This is a genomic window from Campylobacter concisus (genome assembly GCF_003049085.1).
Lineage (GTDB): Bacteria > Campylobacterota > Campylobacteria > Campylobacterales > Campylobacteraceae > Campylobacter_A > Campylobacter_A concisus_H.
Genome location: NZ_PIQX01000003.1, coordinates 110569 through 127471, shown reverse-complemented (window position 1 = coordinate 127471; position 16903 = coordinate 110569). Strand labels below are relative to the sequence as shown.

General features: G+C 37.8%; 20 protein-coding genes. 3 read left to right on the top strand and 17 right to left on the bottom strand.

Going from position 1 to position 16903, the window contains the following annotated elements:
- Positions 1–12: 12 nt before the first annotated feature.
- The 10 genes from CVT13_RS04585 to aroQ are packed head-to-tail and all read right to left on the bottom strand — an operon-like array spanning position 13 to position 7792.
- Positions 13–606 (bottom strand): TIGR00730 family Rossman fold protein, encoded by a 594-nt coding sequence (locus CVT13_RS04585; protein ID WP_084040958.1) that lies wholly within the window; start codon positions 604–606, stop codon positions 13–15.
- The gene (gene fliY, locus CVT13_RS04580) at positions 606–1454 is read right to left on the bottom strand and encodes a flagellar motor switch protein FliY (protein ID WP_084109271.1); all 849 of its coding nucleotides are present in this window, start codon (positions 1452–1454) and stop codon (positions 606–608) included. The genes CVT13_RS04585 and fliY overlap by 1 nt, the downstream gene beginning before the upstream one ends.
- Positions 1444–2547, bottom strand: coding sequence for a flagellar motor switch protein FliM (fliM, locus tag CVT13_RS04575; protein WP_054196277.1), 1104 nt, complete (start codon positions 2545–2547; stop codon positions 1444–1446). The genes fliY and fliM overlap by 11 nt, the downstream gene beginning before the upstream one ends.
- Positions 2547–3251, bottom strand: coding sequence for an RNA polymerase sigma factor FliA (locus CVT13_RS04570; RefSeq protein WP_021090868.1), 705 nt, complete (start codon positions 3249–3251; stop codon positions 2547–2549). Before CVT13_RS04570 ends, fliM begins: the two co-directional genes overlap by 1 nt.
- Positions 3223–3567, bottom strand: coding sequence for a hypothetical protein (locus tag CVT13_RS04565; RefSeq protein ID WP_021090750.1), 345 nt, complete (start codon positions 3565–3567; stop codon positions 3223–3225). Before CVT13_RS04565 ends, CVT13_RS04570 begins: the two co-directional genes overlap by 29 nt.
- A 13-nt stretch (positions 3568–3580) precedes the next feature.
- Positions 3581–4447, bottom strand: coding sequence for a P-loop NTPase (locus CVT13_RS04560; RefSeq protein WP_107811768.1), 867 nt, complete (start codon positions 4445–4447; stop codon positions 3581–3583).
- Complete coding sequence (flhF, locus tag CVT13_RS04555; protein ID WP_107811767.1) at positions 4440–5807, bottom strand: flagellar biosynthesis protein FlhF; 1368 nt, start codon at positions 5805–5807, stop codon at positions 4440–4442. Before flhF ends, CVT13_RS04560 begins: the two co-directional genes overlap by 8 nt.
- Positions 5808–5817: 10 nt before the next feature.
- Positions 5818–6294: a 2-amino-4-hydroxy-6-hydroxymethyldihydropteridine diphosphokinase gene (gene folK / locus CVT13_RS04550; RefSeq protein ID WP_107811766.1), complete on the bottom strand. Its 477-nt coding sequence runs from the start codon at positions 6292–6294 to the stop codon at positions 5818–5820.
- Positions 6291–7316 (bottom strand): aminopeptidase P family protein, encoded by a 1026-nt coding sequence (locus CVT13_RS04545; RefSeq protein ID WP_107811765.1) that lies wholly within the window; start codon positions 7314–7316, stop codon positions 6291–6293. Before CVT13_RS04545 ends, folK begins: the two co-directional genes overlap by 4 nt.
- The gene (gene aroQ / locus CVT13_RS04540) at positions 7313–7792 is read right to left on the bottom strand and encodes a type II 3-dehydroquinate dehydratase (protein WP_009294223.1); all 480 of its coding nucleotides are present in this window, start codon (positions 7790–7792) and stop codon (positions 7313–7315) included. The genes CVT13_RS04545 and aroQ overlap by 4 nt, the downstream gene beginning before the upstream one ends.
- Positions 7793–7876: 84 nt before the next feature.
- Between aroQ and CVT13_RS04535 the strand changes: the two genes are divergently transcribed.
- Together CVT13_RS04535 and sppA are read left to right on the top strand one after the other, a co-directional pair.
- The gene (locus CVT13_RS04535) at positions 7877–9094 is read left to right on the top strand and encodes a metal-dependent hydrolase (RefSeq protein ID WP_107811764.1); all 1218 of its coding nucleotides are present in this window, start codon (positions 7877–7879) and stop codon (positions 9092–9094) included.
- Positions 9082–9945 (top strand): signal peptide peptidase SppA, encoded by an 864-nt coding sequence (sppA, locus tag CVT13_RS04530; protein WP_107811763.1) that lies wholly within the window; start codon positions 9082–9084, stop codon positions 9943–9945. Before CVT13_RS04535 ends, sppA begins: the two co-directional genes overlap by 13 nt.
- 48 nt (positions 9946–9993) lie before the next feature.
- Here the strand turns inward: sppA and CVT13_RS04525 are convergent, their stop codons facing one another.
- From CVT13_RS04525 to CVT13_RS04515, 3 genes are all read right to left on the bottom strand, one after another.
- The gene (locus CVT13_RS04525) at positions 9994–10890 is read right to left on the bottom strand and encodes a glutamate--tRNA ligase family protein (protein ID WP_107811762.1); all 897 of its coding nucleotides are present in this window, start codon (positions 10888–10890) and stop codon (positions 9994–9996) included.
- Positions 10868–11113, bottom strand: a complete 246-nt coding sequence (locus CVT13_RS04520) for an RNA recognition motif domain-containing protein (RefSeq protein ID WP_107811761.1) — start codon at positions 11111–11113, stop codon at positions 10868–10870. The genes CVT13_RS04525 and CVT13_RS04520 overlap by 23 nt, the downstream gene beginning before the upstream one ends.
- A 223-nt stretch (positions 11114–11336) precedes the next feature.
- Entirely contained in the window at positions 11337–11888 is a 552-nt protein-coding gene (locus CVT13_RS04515; RefSeq protein WP_107792680.1) for a DJ-1 family glyoxalase III, read from the bottom strand.
- Positions 11889–11972: 84 nt separating this feature from the next.
- Here CVT13_RS04515 and CVT13_RS10535 point away from each other — a divergent pair, with 84 nt between their 5' ends.
- Entirely contained in the window at positions 11973–12230 is a 258-nt protein-coding gene (locus CVT13_RS10535; RefSeq protein WP_265094420.1) for a SelT/SelW/SelH family (seleno)protein, read from the top strand.
- A gap of 342 nt (positions 12231–12572) precedes the next feature.
- Here CVT13_RS10535 and efp read toward each other — a convergent pair whose 3' ends face one another.
- The 4 genes from efp to CVT13_RS04490 are packed head-to-tail and all read right to left on the bottom strand — an operon-like array spanning position 12573 to position 16897.
- Entirely contained in the window at positions 12573–13139 is a 567-nt protein-coding gene (gene efp / locus CVT13_RS04505) for an elongation factor P (protein WP_021090997.1), read from the bottom strand.
- Between the two features lie 19 nt (positions 13140–13158).
- Positions 13159–14739: a phosphoglycerate dehydrogenase gene (serA, locus tag CVT13_RS04500; RefSeq protein ID WP_230853983.1), complete on the bottom strand. Its 1581-nt coding sequence runs from the start codon at positions 14737–14739 to the stop codon at positions 13159–13161.
- The gene (locus tag CVT13_RS04495; RefSeq protein ID WP_107792682.1) at positions 14733–15215 is read right to left on the bottom strand and encodes a hypothetical protein; all 483 of its coding nucleotides are present in this window, start codon (positions 15213–15215) and stop codon (positions 14733–14735) included. Before CVT13_RS04495 ends, serA begins: the two co-directional genes overlap by 7 nt.
- A 5-nt stretch (positions 15216–15220) precedes the next feature.
- Positions 15221–16897, bottom strand: a complete 1677-nt coding sequence (locus tag CVT13_RS04490; RefSeq protein WP_107811760.1) for a 30S ribosomal protein S1 — start codon at positions 16895–16897, stop codon at positions 15221–15223.
- Positions 16898–16903 lie beyond the last annotated feature (6 nt).

Sequence of the window (16903 nt, the reverse complement as noted above, 5' to 3'; positions counted from 1 at the left end):
TATATCTTATTTTTAAATAGTCAAAATTTCGTTTGCGATAAGCTCTAAATCATCGGTGATTTTGTATAAATTTATATCTTCTTTTTTTATTGTTTTTTGGCTAACTAGCGTATTTTTTATAAATTCATCAAGCCCTTGCCAAAACTCGCTCCCAAAAAGAAAAATTTTTACTTTTTTACTACCAACTTGAGCAAGTACTAAAATTTCAAAAAGTTCATCAAGAGTGCCAAAGCCACCCGGAAAGACGACAAATGCGACTGAACGATCGGTAAGTGCAAATTTTCTTGGGCTTAAATTTGAAAAGAGGTATTTTGCCGTAACGTAAGGGTTTGTATTTTGTTCAAACGGAAGCCTCACATTTAGGGCTATGCTTGGCGATTTTGCACTATCAAACGCGCCCTTGTTTGCGGCTCTCATTATGCCGTCTCCGCCACCAGTTAAGATGGCATACCCTAGCTCGTTTAGTTTGTAAGCTAGTTCATAAGCCTTTTTGCAGTAGAAATTTTCTTCATCAAATCTAGCCGAGCCAAAGAAGGTAACATTTTTATTTTTATATTTTAAGACATTTGGAAAATTTAAAAGATCGCTAACTAATTCATTATTCATTATTTTAACTGTTGGAGCCTCTCGCGTTTTGAGCCTATCTGAGTGATCTGGATGCCAAAGTTTCCATCGATTATGACAACTTCGCCAAGAGCTATTACCTTATCGCCGATCAAAATTTCAAGCGGATCGTTTGCTAATTGATTTAGCTCGATAACTGAGCCAATATCCATGGTAAGCACATCTTTTAAAAGCATTCTTTTTGATCCAATACGAACACGAATAGGGAGCCTAACATCCATTATAAGTCCGATATTTCTCATCTCTTCAGCGCTAAAATCGCCCTTAGCTGCATGAGGAGTGCTCGCTGGTGCAGCTGGTGCTTCGGTCTTTGTTGGCTCAAAAAATTTCATCAGCGAATGATCGCAAGCAAAACCGATATGCTCACTTAGATCTTCGATTTTGACATTAAATAAAAATAGCTTTTCATAAACACTAAAATCAAGCGAAGAATTTTCATCTAAAAAATTTACATTTATTACTTCAAAATTTATCTTTGGCATGCCCTTTTGAGCGCCCAAGGATGTACTAAAAGCACTAAAAAGGTTTGAAAATATCTCTTTTGCGGCGTCAAGCTCATCACTGCCTAAATTTTCATTCTTTGAAATTTCCTCTTCGCCCATCATCCATTCGCTAATGGCACTTATTAAAACCGGAGTGCATACTATCTCTGTTTTAGCATTGATGTCGCCGCTTAAAGAGATATTGGCCATCACTACTGGAGGCTTTATGCCATTTTGCGTTGGCGCGTCAAACTCATTTCTTTCACCAACCTCTGGAGCTCTGCCCGTAAGTCCTTCGATAGTAGCTTTTAATTCGTTAGAAAATATATTAAAAAAATCATTCATCATCTTCGTCGTCCTCTTCTTCTTCCATTTTGCGCTCATTAGCTTCATACGCCATTAGCTTTGCTTTTCGCTCTTCTTCGTATTTTTCTAAGATATTTTTGATTTCATCTTTATCAGAGCGTATTAACTGCTCAATCCTTATAGATTTTCTAAATCTATGAAGCCCAACTTCAGCTAAGAAAACTTCTTTTTTATCGATACAAACGATCGCCTTATCATCAGCTCCTCTATCAAGCCTTAAAATATCGCCTTCTTTTAAATTTAAAAACTCATTTACGCTGATGATCGATTTGCCAAGTATGGCTTCATATAAAATTTCTGCTCGTCCGATAAGTGTTTTTAGCTCTTTGTTTCTACTTTTTTTTGCACTCGTTTCACCAAGCATAATGTCCCTGTTTGCAAGGCGTGAGAGTATCGGTTCAAGATAGATGACTGGATAGCATAAATTTATCATACCGCTTGAGCCACCAACTATGATTTCCATAACGACCATGATGACGATCTCATTTTGAGAGACGATCTGTACGACATTTGGGCTACTCTCTTTGGCTTCCACATTTGGATACATATCAGTTATCATCGACCAGCTCTCTTTTAGACGCTGCATGATCATTCTAAGCACCGCATCAAGCAAATTTACTTCAATGTCGGTTAGCTCTCTATTTGCCTCAAAATTTTCACCAGTTCCGCCAAGCAAACGATCTATCATTGGAAAAGCAATACTTGGATTTATCTCCAAAACACAGTTTCCATCAAGCGGCTTTATAGAAAAGACGTTGAAACTAGTTGGACTTGGCAAACTCATCAAAAATTCGCCATAAGTCATTTGATCAACACTGTGAAGTCTGATCTCGACAATACTTCTCATAACACTAGAAATTTGACTAGCCAAATTTCTAGCAAGCTTATCATGAATGCCTTTTATCGCACGGAGTTGCTCTTTACTAACGCGGTTTGGACGCTTAAAATCATAAATAATAATCTGTTTTTGTTCGCCTTGCGATCTCTCTTCGACCTCGATATTACTCGTATCGCCGTCTTCATCAACAACTTCAAGTAGCGCGTCTATCTCTTCTTGACTTAAAATATCAGCCATTAAACCCCCAAGCTACGCCTGATACGATCAAGCAAACGTTTATGAATTTGTGAAATTCTACTCTCGCTGATATTCATGATCTGGCTTATCTCTTTTAAATTTAGCTCTTCATAATAATAAAGCTGAACCAACATCTGATCTCTTTCGTCAAAATCTTTTAAAGCTTCTTCTATTTTTAAAATAAGATCCTCTCTCTCAATGCTTTTCTCGACATCATTTTGACCAATTAGCTCCATTTGCTCATCTATTGGCAAAATAGTGATAATACCGCTAACGCCTCTTGCCTCTCTTATCTTCTCAATATCTTCATTAAGCTTTTCGGCCAAATACTCATCGCTTGGCTCTTCTTCAAATTCATTAAAGTAGTTATCTATCTCGCTATTTATGCTCTTTACCAGCTTTCTATCGCTTCTGCTAACAACATCAAGCGTCCTTAGATAATCAAGCATAGAGCCATAAATTCTCTTTTTGCCATAACCCCAAAAAGAGTCATTTTGCTCCTTGTCATACTTCCTACTAAGTTTTATCATCTCTTCAACACCAATGCTTATTAGGTCATTTGTATCTATACTTGATGGCAACCTCTCTTTAAGTCTAAACGCCATTGCACGCAGTGCTGGCATGTATTTTAAGACAATCTCGTCTTGTTCTTTTTTTATCGTGTTTTTATAAGCGTTAAGCTGCTTTTGCTTTAACTCGTGCATTTCGTTTACCAGAATCAAAATTTTCAGCAGTCATTTTTACCATAATATTTTCCATACGCTTTTCTCTAGTATTTAGCTCAGAGATGAGATAGTCTGCGATCTCTTCGTGTTTTTGTTTGTCAAAAATTTTAGTTAAAGCCCTTTTCACATCGATGTAGTTCATGATAACAATATGAATTATAAGATAAAAAAATAAAGTAATAACTAGTGTATAAACAAGCATTTCGATAGGCTCACTCACCTTTAGCAAGGTAAAAACTATACCTACAAAAAAACCACAAACCGTAAAAAATGCTATAAAATTTTCTGCACGCAAAGCTCAATCTCCATCAAAATTGTTCTATCAAACGCTTAAAGAAGCCCCCAAAGCTCCTACTTTGCTCATCGTTAAGCACTTTTCGTTCCAACCTATAAAGTAAATTCGAAGCTATCTGTTTTATCTGAGCGCTAGGCTCAGAATAAGCAGCGTCGTCTGTAAAAAGCGTTCGTTGTTTTATACTTCTTGAAACATTCTTATCAGAAGCCACAAATCCTATAAGCTCTAAATTTAAGCTAGGCCCGATATTTGCATTAGCAACGCGTTTGATATTTTCATAAATTCTAGTCGCTTCTGCCTCATTTTTTACCATATTTAAAAGCAAAAGCTCACTATTTTTAAACCTTGAAACGATCTTTATGACAGCGTATGCATCGGTTATCGCTGCAGGATCAGGCACAGTCACCACCACGACCTCATCAGCTGCCTCTAAAAATAGCTGCGTGCTACCGCCTATGCCAGCTCCAGTATCGATGATCAAAAAATCAAGCTCATCAAGCTCGCTCGCCTCGTCTAAAAACCTCTCAAATAAAAATTGATTGTTAAATTTTAAAATTTCATCACCGCTTTCACCAGGAATGAGGATCAAATTTTTATTTATAGGTATCAAGATGTCTTTTAGGCTGCACTCGCCTTTTAGCACGTGAAGTAAATTTTTACCCATTTTTACATTTAGGATGACATCAAGGTTTGCAAGGCCGATATCAGCGTCAAATAGTCCTACTTTGTAGCCATTTTTTGATAAAACATTTGCTAAATTTGCACTTATCGTACTCTTACCAACACCGCCTTTGCCGCTAGTTATCGCAATAAAATGCGTATTTTTGCTCTTGCTTTGAGACTGGACTAAATTTTGTAATTTTTGCGCTTGATTATTCATCGCTAGCCTTTTGCTTTGTAAAGCCGTCAAACACGCACTCTACTAAAAATTCGCTCTTTGCCTCCACAAGATCATCAGGCACCTCTTGGCCCACGCTAAAGTAGCTAACCGGCGTGTTTGTCTCATATATCAGCGAAAAGACGTTACCAAAAATTTTTGTCTCATCAAATTTGGTGATTATCAGCGTGTCAATATCCAAAAATGAAAACCCATTATAAATTTCTATTAGATCTTCAACCTTTGAGCCAGCTGATAGGACTAAATTTACATCTATCTTTGCACCGCTATGCTTTAAAAATTTATCAAGCCTTTCAAGCTTTTCTTTATCATACTGAGAATTTCCAGTCGTATCAATAAGTATCACATCACAATAATTAAGCTGCTTTATAGCATTTTGAAAGTCATCTATCTCGATAACATCTAGAATAGGTAGCTTCATCATTTTAGCGTATTGAAATAACTGCTCAACCGCTCCAATACGATATGTATCAAGCGTGATGATACCTGTTTTATAGCGTTTTTCATTGCCGTAAGCAAAACGAGCAGCTAGCTTTGCAAGAGTCGTAGTCTTACCAACTCCAGTTGGGCCAACTAGCATCATAATACGCTGTTTTTTATCGCTCGGCTCTTTTCTACAAGGTAGCATATTTCGCAAAAGCGAGTAGAAATATCTTTTTACTGCGGTTGGATTGCTCTTCATCGAAACTGGCAAATTTTCAAGCGTCGTTTGCATGATAGCCTCTAAATGCTCATCTTTCATACCGCTTTGTTTTGCGAGTTTATAGATGCTAGCAAACTCAGGTGGGATCAAAAGATTATTGCGATTTGGGGCTTTCTCGTCCCAGATCATGTCAGTTATGAGCCCTATTTTCTCGCTTAGCACGCTTACTTGCTTTGCCACATCGTCTATTTTTTTATTCATGCCGCTTGGTATGCTTGACTCTTTATCTTTGACGTCATCGATATTTACATTTGCGATCGTGCTTATCTCTTTTGCAGCAGCTGAGATATTTAAAAGCACGCTCTCGTTTGGATCGTAAGGCTCTGGCGATGCCGTCTTTGCTTCAAATTTAGCCGGTTCTTCTTTTATCTCAAATTTTGGCTTAGCAGGTTCATAGTTTTTATTAAATTTAGAATAGGCATTTTCGTAATTTATGGCTTTTGTATTTGGTTTTAGAGGCTGCTTCACGTCGTCCTCTTCGACGCTTACTAAAATTTCATAAAGCGGTTTTTTATTTATCGTTTTGGCTTGAATTTGTTTTGTAGTAACTAATATGGCCTTTTCGCCGCACGTTTCTTGAGCCTTTTTCAAAGCCTCAATGGTGCTCTCGCCTGTAAAAGTATGAAATTTTGTAGCCATTTATATCCTTTTAACCTCTCATAAGCCCTAGTGGCACGATCACGCTAAGCCTCTTATCAGCTCCTGGGTGCGGGACGATAAGGCGCGGCGTCTTATAGACTTTTTTACTAAAATACAAAATATCTAGATCAAGCGTACGTGGCGCATTTTTAAACGTCCTCACGCGCTTAAATTTACTCTCATAGTGCCTCAAAATTTTTAGCAAATCCCGAGGGCTCATAGATGTTTGTAAATTTATAACAGCGTTACTAAAGTCATCCTGCGCTTCATAGCCAAACGCAGCATTTATAAGGATCGGCGAGACTTCAACTACGTGAAAACGCCTATCTTCACTAACTGCTCTTATAAATTTATCAAACCTCTTTGCGCTATCACCGATGTTGCCACCCATGCCAACTAGCGCCTCATACTTAAACTCATCTCTTTTTTGAAAAAAACTAGGGCAAAAACGGCTTTTTACGATCTTTCTTGCTCCAGCTAGCCTCATAAAATTTCGCACCCACCTTCTCTTGCGACCACTACGTCTTCGATACGCACGCCAAATTCATTTTCTAGATAAATTCCAGGCTCCACACTAAAGACCATGCCCTCTTTTATGAGCATTTCGCTCCTTGCTGAGATGACTGGAAGCTCATGTATATCGACACCCACGCCATGTCCTGTCGAGTGAAAAAAGACCTTTTCATATCCAGCCTTTGCTATCACGCTTCTTGCTGCAAGGTCTATCTCACACGCCCTAACGCCAGCTCTAGCAACCTTTATCGCAGCAGCCTGAGCCTCTTTTACGATCTCGTAAATTTCTTGCATCTTGGCGTTTTTAAATTTTTGCTCCTTTGAGAAGTTAAAATTTTCATCAAAGCAAGCAGTTCTAGTGCGATCAGAGCAGTAGCGTTTAAATTTAACCCCAGCATCAAGTAGCAGCAAATCGCCATTTTTTAAAATTTTATCCCCAGGCAGCGCATGCGCCTTTGCGGCATTTTCGTTTATCGCCACGATAGGATCAAAGCTAAGACCTAGCTCATTTTTTTGCCTAAAGATGAGCGAGGCGTTGAAATGAAGCTCTTTTTCGCTCATCCCTTCGCCATTTTCACGCACAAATTTAGCAAATTCGTCAAAGCATTTTGCTCCAAATTCGCTAGCCTTTTTTAAAATTTTTATCTCATCTTCGCTTTTGCAAATTCTCTTTATCCTAGAGAAATTTGCCTTTGGTTTGAAATTTATCTTAAAACCCTTACTAAGCGCGTTAAACTCGCTTAAGCTTAGCTCATCAGGGTTAAAAACGAGGCTACTTGGCTTCATCTTTCTTAAAAATGCCCTAACCTCGTTTATTAAATTTCTCTGTGCCAAAAGAACGACCACGCCTGCATTTACGCAGCTTTTTGCCTCGAAATAATACCTCGCATCCGTAAAAAAGTATTTCACGCCGTCAAGGCATAGCAAAAACTCATTGTCACAGCTGTAGCCGCACTCGTAAAATACGGCGTTTTCGTCCTTTAAGATGAAATTCATTGTGCGTTTTGATTTGCTCTTACTGCTTTGATTTGCTCAAAAATTTGAAGCATGCCTATCATCGCTAAATGATAGCCAACTGGTCCAAAGCCCACGATCTGGCCTGCTGCAACTGGTGCGATGAGGCTTTTGTGGCGGAACTCTTCTCTTCTATAAACGTTGCTGATATGCACCTCGATAACTGGCAGCGCAACCGCACTTAGCGCGTCACGGATAGCAATAGAAGTGTGAGTGTAGGCAGCTGGGTTTATGATGATGCCGTCAGCATCGCCCAAGCACTCTTGGATCTTATCGACTAGCTCGCCCTCAAGGTTGCTTTGAAAAAACTCGATCTCAACGTCATTTTGATCGGCAACGATCTTCATTTGAGAGTGGATATCCTCCATCTTCATAACGCCGTAAATTCCTGGCTCTCTAGCGCCAAGCATGTTGATATTTGGGCCTTGGATAACCATTATTTTTAGCTTCTTATCCATGTCACTCCTTTTTGATTAAATAGCCCAAATTATACATTTTCGTTCCTAAATTTTCGCTACAATAACAAAAATTTAAGGCTAGAAATGGAAATTTTAAAAGCAAAAAAGATCATCACTGGCGGAGAAAATCCAAAAATTTTAAGAAATTCTTGTGTTGTCATCGAGGGTGATAAAATTTTAGAAATTACAAGCGAAAAAGAGGCGCAAAAAAAATTTAAAGAGGCGAAAATTTGCGACTTTGGTGAGAGCGTGATCGCCCCAGCTTTTATAAACTCACACGTTCATTTGGAGTTTAGCTCAAACGTTAGCACGCTAAGATATGGTGACTTTATAAAATGGCTTGGCTCTATCGTCGATAAAGGCGGCGAGCTAGCTAAAATGGACGCTAAAAAAGCAATGAATGAAGCTATAAATTCGCTGCTAAAAAGCGGAGTTTGCGCCATTGGCGAGATATCTAGCTTTGGCTCGGAGCTTGAAATTTTAGCCGCTAGTCCGCTAAAAGTCGTGCTTTTTAGTGAAATTTTAGGCTCAAATGAGCAGATGGCTCAGCAAAATTTGCAAAATTTCTTAGCTAAATTTGAAAAAACAAAGGACTACAAAAGCCAAAATTTCACTCCAGCTATCTCGCTGCACTCGCCCTACTCTGTGCATCCAAAGCTAGCCAAAGCCGCCCTTGAGATAGCTAAAAAGGATGGTCTTCTTGTAAGCACGCACTTTTTAGAGAGCAAGGCTGAAAAGCAGTGGCTAGAGGACGGCAGTGGTGGCTTTAAAAAGCATCTTTTAAGATTTAGTCAAGACCCAAAGCCGATGTATGACGCGCAGGGCTACTTTGCGATGTTTCGTGAGATAAATACTCTATTTACGCACTGCGTTTATGTGAGTGATTTTGCTAAATTTAAGCCTCACCACAGCGTGACGCACTGCGCCGTTTCAAACAGACTACTTGGTAAAAAGACGCTAAATTTAAAAGAAATTTTCAAAAATAACGTCAGTCTAAACATCGGCACAGACGGCCTTAGCTCAAATATCAGCCTAAATTTCTGGCATGAGCTACGAGCCGCCCTATTTACCCACGCTAGCCTTGATCTAAACGAGCTTGCCACCAAGCTTTTTGTCGCTGCAACGCATGGGGGCGCAAAGGCACTTAGGACAAATAACGGCGAGATAAGGGCTGGACGCGCGGCTGATCTTGCCGTATATAACGACCTAGAGTGCGATGATAGCGAGCTAATACTTCAGCTCATACTTCATACAAACGAAGCTAAAAAACTATATATCGGAGGCAAAATTTGCAAATTTTAAGGTTTATTTTTAGAGGGATTTTGGGAATTTTTAAATTTATCAATAACTACTTTAAGGCGCTCATATTTTTACTCATCTTATTTTTTATTTTCGCGCCAGATGGCAAGATAAAAGAGCCAAATTTAGCCCGCATAGACATCATCGGCACGATAATGGATACAAGCGAAATTTTAGAAGCGCTAGAAAAAGCAAGACTTGATAGCAACATCAAAGGTGTGCTACTCTACATCGACAGCCCAGGCGGCGCGCTAAGTCCTAGCGTGGAGCTAGCCATGGCGGTCAAGCGGCTAAAAGAGAGCAAAAAAGTGCTCGCATACGCAGCTGGCAACATGGCAAGTGGCAGCTACTACGCTGGCGTAAATGCTGGTACTATCATTGCAAACCCAGGCGCTTTCATAGGCTCCATTGGTGTCATCATGCAAGGGGCAAACATCGAAAATTTAGCCAAAAATTTAGGCGTGAGCGAGCAGGTGGTGAAGGCTGGCGAGTTTAAAGAGGCTGGCACCTTTATGAGGAGCTGGAGCAAGCAAGAGCGTGAGAGCTTGCAAGGGCTCGTAAATGACGCTTATATGCTCTTTGTGAGCAACGTGGCAGAGGCTAGAAATTTAGACATCAAGAAAAAAGACGAGTGGGCAAACGCAAGGGTCTTTTTAGCTCATAATGCCCTAAAAATGGGGCTAATTGATAGCCTTGGCAGCTACATAGACGCTCAAAACGAGCTAGCTAAAATGAGCCTCGTAGATGAGCCAGTTTGGCAAGAAAAACCGCAGATCGAAAAGATAATGGAGAAATTTACAAAGCAAGGCATAAACTCGCTTCTTAGTGCATTTTTTGAGACAAAGCTCAAATAACCAAAGCAAAAGATCAGGGCGGCGATAAACTGCATATATAGTATAAATTTAGCTCATGCTTTGCAAAAATTTTTTGGCTATATTTTTTAGCTTAAACTCGTAAAGTAGATTTGAAATTTTATCTGTTGATTTGATGTCCAGCCCAAGATCATTTGCTAATATTTTGTAATAAATTTGCGGGCTATCTTTTAGATTAATTGGTGGTGATTTTGAGCTTTTTGAGAGCTTTTTGCCATCTTTTAAAAGTAGCTTATGATGAATAAAATTAGCATTATAAAAGTTAAAATTTAGCCTTTTTGCAAGGTATCTTTGAGCTAGCGTGCAAGGTAGCAGGTCTTCCCCTCTAATAACCAAATTTACGCCCATATCCTCGTCATCTATCACGCTTGCAAAGTTGTAAGCCGGAGTAAAATCTTTTTTATAAATCACAAAATCACCCATTTGCTCTGCCACAAGCTTACCAAGAGGATCACCCTCATCCACGCTTAGTCTAATAGTGGTCTTGTCTTTTATAAATTCTAGATTTTTATTTTTACAAATTTTAGTGTAAATGCCGTTTATGTAGGCATTTTTTGTAGTCCTTGAACATTCGCAGATATAAATTTCATTAAGCTTTTTTAGCACATTTTCATATCTTTGCGATCTCGTTTTAAAGCTAAAATTACACTCAAAGTCACTTACACTAATTGGACCTTTATCGTATTCAAGCTCCAAAAATTTTAAAACATCAAAGATATTTTGAACAAATTCTTGCCGGTATCTACTAAGATCATAATCATCGATACGTAAGTGCAAAACGCCACTTACCGAACGTGTCAAAAGATAAGTTAGGATGAAGTTATAAGCATTGCCAGCATGCAAAAACCCACTAGGCGTAGGAGCTATGCGGGATGCTATGCCACCATTTGGTGGCAAATAGTCATTAATCTCTTGGTCTAGCCTCATTTACCCTTAAAGTACGTCCGCCTAGTTCTTTTTCATTTAGCGCGTCTATAGCCCTTTGTCCCTCATTTGCATCGTCCATTTCAACAAAGCCAAAGCCTTTTGAGCGATCAGTTTCTCTATCTTTTACTATTTTTGCTCGCCTTACTTCACCAAATTGTGCAAAGGCTTCCTTTAATTCTGCCTCTGTCGTTCTATACGACAAATTTCCTACATAAATATTCACAGGAGTATTCCTTAAAAAAATTACCGATTTATTCGGTTAGTGTGATAATAGCTAATTTTCGTCAAAAAGATGTAAAAAATCAAAAATTTATTATATTTTTTTGAAAAATATTCTTAAAAACTACAAACTCGTATATATAGAACTTTCATAACTATCACTAAACAAAATTTAATCTTAAGTTTAAAAAGAATAATTAAATAAAAAATTATTTTATCTTTATAAGCTATTTATAAAGTAAATCATTCTTTGCTTTAAGATACGCTTCATCGCCAAGTAAATTTTTAACTATAAAAAGTGCAAATTCCATTGAAAAAGCAGGACCTTTTGCTGTAATAATATTTTGATCCCTCAATACACTCTTGCCGTTATCATAGCCCCTTTTATCACTTCTTACATTTTCTTCAAATCCTGGATAACAAACAAAATGATCTTTTAGCACACCAGCACTCTCAAGCACCATAGGAGCAGCACAAATGGCACAAATAAGCTTATTGCTTTTATCAAAATTTTGCAAAATTGCTTTGAGCCTTGTATCGTTTGCTAGATTGCTAGCTCCTGGAAGTCCGCCAGGAAGGACGATCGCATCATAGTCTAGCTCCTTCATCTCGCGAAGTGTCACATCAGCTTTTACGCATATATTGTGACATCCTTTGATATTTACGTCATTTAGCCCAACAATAGAAGCTATCGCTCCAGCTCTACGTAAAACATCAACAGAAGTTAGTGCTTCTATCTCCTCAAATCCATCAGCTAAAATCACAGCAACTTTTTTCATAAATTTATCCTTTACAATAATGTGTTTTATTTGTTAAATAAAATTTTATATAATGTTGGCTTATTTCACAAGAAAGGACAGAGCATGCAAGTAAAAATTATTTACTGCAACTCTTGAAACTATCGTCCGGTAGCTTCTCGTGTAGAAGATGAAATAAAAGCGAACTTTAGTGATGCAAGAGTCGAAAAGGTTATAGGTGATGGTGGAAATTTCATCGTCGAGGTTGATGGAGATGTTATATTTTCTAAGAAAGATCGCATTGGAAATGATGAAGCGAGATTTCCTCACGGTGAAGAGGTCACAACTCTTATAAACAAATATCTCAAAGAAAAGTCGGCTTAATGCTAGCTACCGAGACGGGAAACCGTCTCGTTTTTCCCCTGTTTTTGACTTACGGTTCTACTATCCTAATATAAAAATTTTATAGTTAAAACATTTACTTATCTCGCTAAGAATTTTCATTTCTTTATATATTTTTTGATTTTTAAATATTTTATGAGCTGATATTTGGCTATATTTGATTTTTATAGAGTATAAAAATTTTGTGCATTCTATGCTAGTGCCGTTTGAAATTTTACAATGTAGAAATGAAGTTTTTTGCTAAAGCCAATACTTTTTAAATAGTGACTTTAGCTAAGCATTAGATTTACTAAACGTAAATTTAGTAAGAAAAATTAAACTGTTTTATTTATTCGCACGCTCGATATACTCGCCGCGAACAGTATCCACACGGATAACTTCGCCTTCAAGTACGTGAAATGGTATCTGAACTACCGCGCCACTCTCAAGAGTAGCTGGCTTTTTACCGCCTTGCGTATCACCCTTGAAATTTGGTGGAGTCTCAACTATCTTTAGCTCAACTACTTGCGGTACTTCAACGCCGATTGCATTGCCATTGTGAAATAAAATTTCAACCATCATGCCATCGATCATCCATTTTTTTACATCACCCACATCCTCATCGCTAATAGCAACTTGTTCATAAGTAACCGTATCCATAAATTGACAATACTCACCATCATCATAAAGATACTGCATCTCTTTTTCTTCAAGATGTGGTTGCTCGCATTTATCGCCTGCGTGAAAAGTCTTTTCAAGCACTTTTCCGTCGATAAAAGATTTGATTTTCGCACGAACAAAAGCTGCACCTTTGCCCGGTTTAACGTGTTGATATTCTACGATTTTATAAGGAACGCCATCGATCTCGATCTTTAGTCCCTTTTTTAGATCGCCCATTGAATATGAAGCCATTTTTTATCCTTTCAAAATTTTATATAACTGCGTATTGAGCCCAAACGCAAGCTTCAAGTGCGTTTAGTCTCTCTAACGTTTCTGCTTTTATATGTTCATCAACCAAAATGACAGCAAGTGCCATATTGTGATCATCTCTACCAAGGCGGAAGTCTGCAATATTAATCTTTTCATCAGCTAAAATTTTACTAATCTGAGCAATAACACCTGGCACGTCATGATTTTTAAAGATGATCATCTTGCCTTTTGGTTTAAAGTCAGTCTTAAAACCATTTATCGTTACGATACGTTGCTGATTTTCACCAAATACCGTTCCACCAACGGTTACAATACCATTTTCGGTAGTTAAGCGAACGGTAATTTTATTTTTAAAAATGCTATCTCCACCAAGACTAGTTTCAGTCACTATACCTTTTTCATCGCATAAAAATTTAGCATTTACGTAATTTATCGCATCACCAAGACTCTCTTTTAATGCACCAACTATGGCAAATGTTAGCATTGAATTTGCATATTCGCTGATTTGACCGTGAGTTTCTATACGGATAGCCTTGATAGCGCTTTTATTTATCTGTGCAGCAAGAAATGCCATCTTGCTTGTAAGATCGATATAAGGCTCAACAAATGGCGGTAGATCTTCTGTTTTTATAGGTAAATTTAACGCATTTGGATAGCTTATACCGCGAGCTGCTAAAATAGCTTGCTCGACTGCCTCAACTGCGATATTTCGCTGTGATTCAAGTGTATTTGCTCCAAGGTGTGGGGTGACACTTACATTGTTTAGATCAAGAAGTGGATGATCAGTTGCTGGCTCTCTTGTAAAAACATCAATACCAGCGAATGCTATTTTGCCACTTTTTAGTCCTTCATAAAGTGCTTCTTCGTTATAAAGACCACCTCTAGCGCAGTTTATAAGTCTTACGCCATCTTTCATTTTTGCGATCTCTTTAGCACCTATCATATTGGTCGTCTCTTTAGTTTTTGGCGTATGTATCGTGATAAAATCACATGCTAAAATATCATCAAAATTTTTAGTATAAGTACCGCCCATATCGATAACTTTAGATGGGTCAATATATGGATCATAAGCGATGATCTCCATACCAAAAGCTTTTGCACGAACAGCTACCCTTGAGCCAATATTTCCAAAGCCGATCACGCCAAGCTTTTTCTTAAAAAGTTCAACCCCATACCATTTCTCACGCTTCCAAATTCTATCTAGCTTTAGATCATTATGAGCGTATTCAAGAGATCTAGCTGAAGCTAGCATATGCGCCATTGTCAGCTCGACCGCGGCAATAGTATTTGCAGTTGGAACGTTCATAGCTATTATGCCACGTCTTGAGCATCCTTCTATATCGACATTATCTACACCAACACCAGCTCTAACAATAGCTTTTAGTTTTTTGCCAGCGTTTAAAAAGGCCTCGTTTACTTCAGTTGAGCTTCTTGTTATAGCAACATCGGCCTCGCCTAAAATTTTTAAAAGTTCGTCTTTGGGAGTATTAACTGCGTCTATTACATTTATATCTTGCTCTTTTTTTAAAAGTTCAAAACCTACTGGATGTATCGCATCGCAAACAATGATAGTTTTCATAATTTTACCTCTCTCACACTTGAGTGGATATCATAAACTCTTAGTTCTAAAATGATATTTTGTAGAAGTTTAGAGTCTTGAGTATTTAAAAATATCTGGCTTTTTGCACCATCTTTTACAACAGTAAAATCGACCTCGCTTTTTCTTAAAGTCTGCATCAAACAAAACATTGAATAGATATCATTTTTATCTATCAAAAGCTCATATGCAGTAATCTTTGGTTTTTCTATTTTGGGTCGGTTGTATTCTATAAAAATTTCATTTACAGGCAGCACATAATCTCTTTTTCTAATAGTTGCTAGCTCACTCATCCAGTTAATATTGCTGGTCGTGCTTTTGGTTAAATTTTGCTCATTTGTGATATTTTCTTCAGATATTTGGCTGAAATTTATACTTGCAAATTTAACAAGAGAAATTCCAACCAAACTCAATATAACAAATAGCAGGACAACTACTAATAAAAGTACGCGTCTGCCCATTTAAACTAAAGTAATTGTTCTTTTATGATATCGCCAAGTGTTACTTTATCGTCGTTATCATTGATCTCATTTAACACTTCACGCTCTTTTTGTTTTGCTAAACGGCGTATGCTCAGGCGAATTCTATTTTTCTTCTCATCGATAAATGCGATAGCTGCTTCGATCTCATCACCGATCTTAAGTGTGCTAACATCTACACTACCTAGATCTTCTTTACGGATCAGCGCATCAACGTTATTACCAAGCTCTACAAACACGCCAAAGTCTTTAATGTCGCGAATTGTTCCTTTTACGATATCGCCTACATTAAATTTATCAGCAAATGCTTGAACTGGACTTTGTTTTAGGTCTTTTAGGCTGAGTGAAACTTTTTGTTCAGCACTATCGATTTTGATGATTTTTACTTCAAGTTCATCGCCAGCTTTAAACATATCTTTGCATTTATCGTTTCTATCCCAAGATGCGTCTTCATTGTGCAATAAGCCTTCAACGCAACCCACTCTAACAAATGCACCAAAATTTGTGATAGTTGTCACAACGCCTTTTACTACGTCGCCCTCTTTGAATTTAGCTTTAAATTCGTCAAATGGCTTTGGAAGTAAATTTTTAAGGCTCACTCTTAAGCGGTGTCCTTTTGCGTCTATTTCGATAACTTCAACATCGATCTCTTGACCTTCGCTGATGTGATCTTTTGGATTTTTGATATTTTTATCCCATGAAATTTCAGATATATGTAAAAATCCTTCAATATCGTTTCCAAGATCGACAAATGCGCCATAAGGCTCGATATTGCTAACTGTAACTTTGATAGTGTCACCAACCTCTAGTCCATCATTTATGATCTCTTCCCAAGGATCTGGAGTAGCTGCCTTGATAGATAGAGATAGGTGGCGTTTTTCGTTGTCATAGCTGATAACTTTAACTAAAACTTTATCGCCTTCTTTATATAGTGAGCTAGGATTTACTGGGCCTTTATAACTTATCTCACTGTAATGCACAAGCCCATCGACTCCACCAACATCAACAAACATACCATAAGTTGTGATTTTTTTAACTGTACCCTCTATAACGCTATCGTTTTCTACTATGCTTGATAGAGCTTCTTTACGCTTTTTGCGGTCGTCATCTAAAATTTTCTTTCTAGAGACAACTATGCTATTTTCTTCTTTATCAATTTTTATAACTCTTACTTTATATGTTTTACCAATTACGCCTTCAGCGTTTTTAAAACCACTGTGAGTTTTTGGTAAGAAAAATTCCACCCCATTTGCATCTTGAGTTATAAAGCCACCTTTATTTTTTCCAACTACTTTTATGTCGATTTCGCCAGAATTTTCAGGATCGTAAGCTTCGATGAAAGCTTTAACTTTCTCTTTTCTAAGTGCTTTTTTGTGCGACACTATAGGTCTTCCATTTCTTGATCCAGTTATTACAACTTTGATCGTATCGCCAACTTTATGCGTCAGGTTGCCATTTGTATCAGTGATTTCAGAAACATTTAAAATGCCTTCTGACTTCTTGCCAACGTCGATTAAAACCTCATCGCCATTGATACTGACGATCTTTGCGTCACTATCTTCTTCAGTCTTTTTAAAAGACTCCTCTAACATCGCAGCAAAATCGATATCTTCGATATCTTCGTCTTTTGCTTTTCCTAATTGAACACTTTTGTTCACAGCCATCTTGAT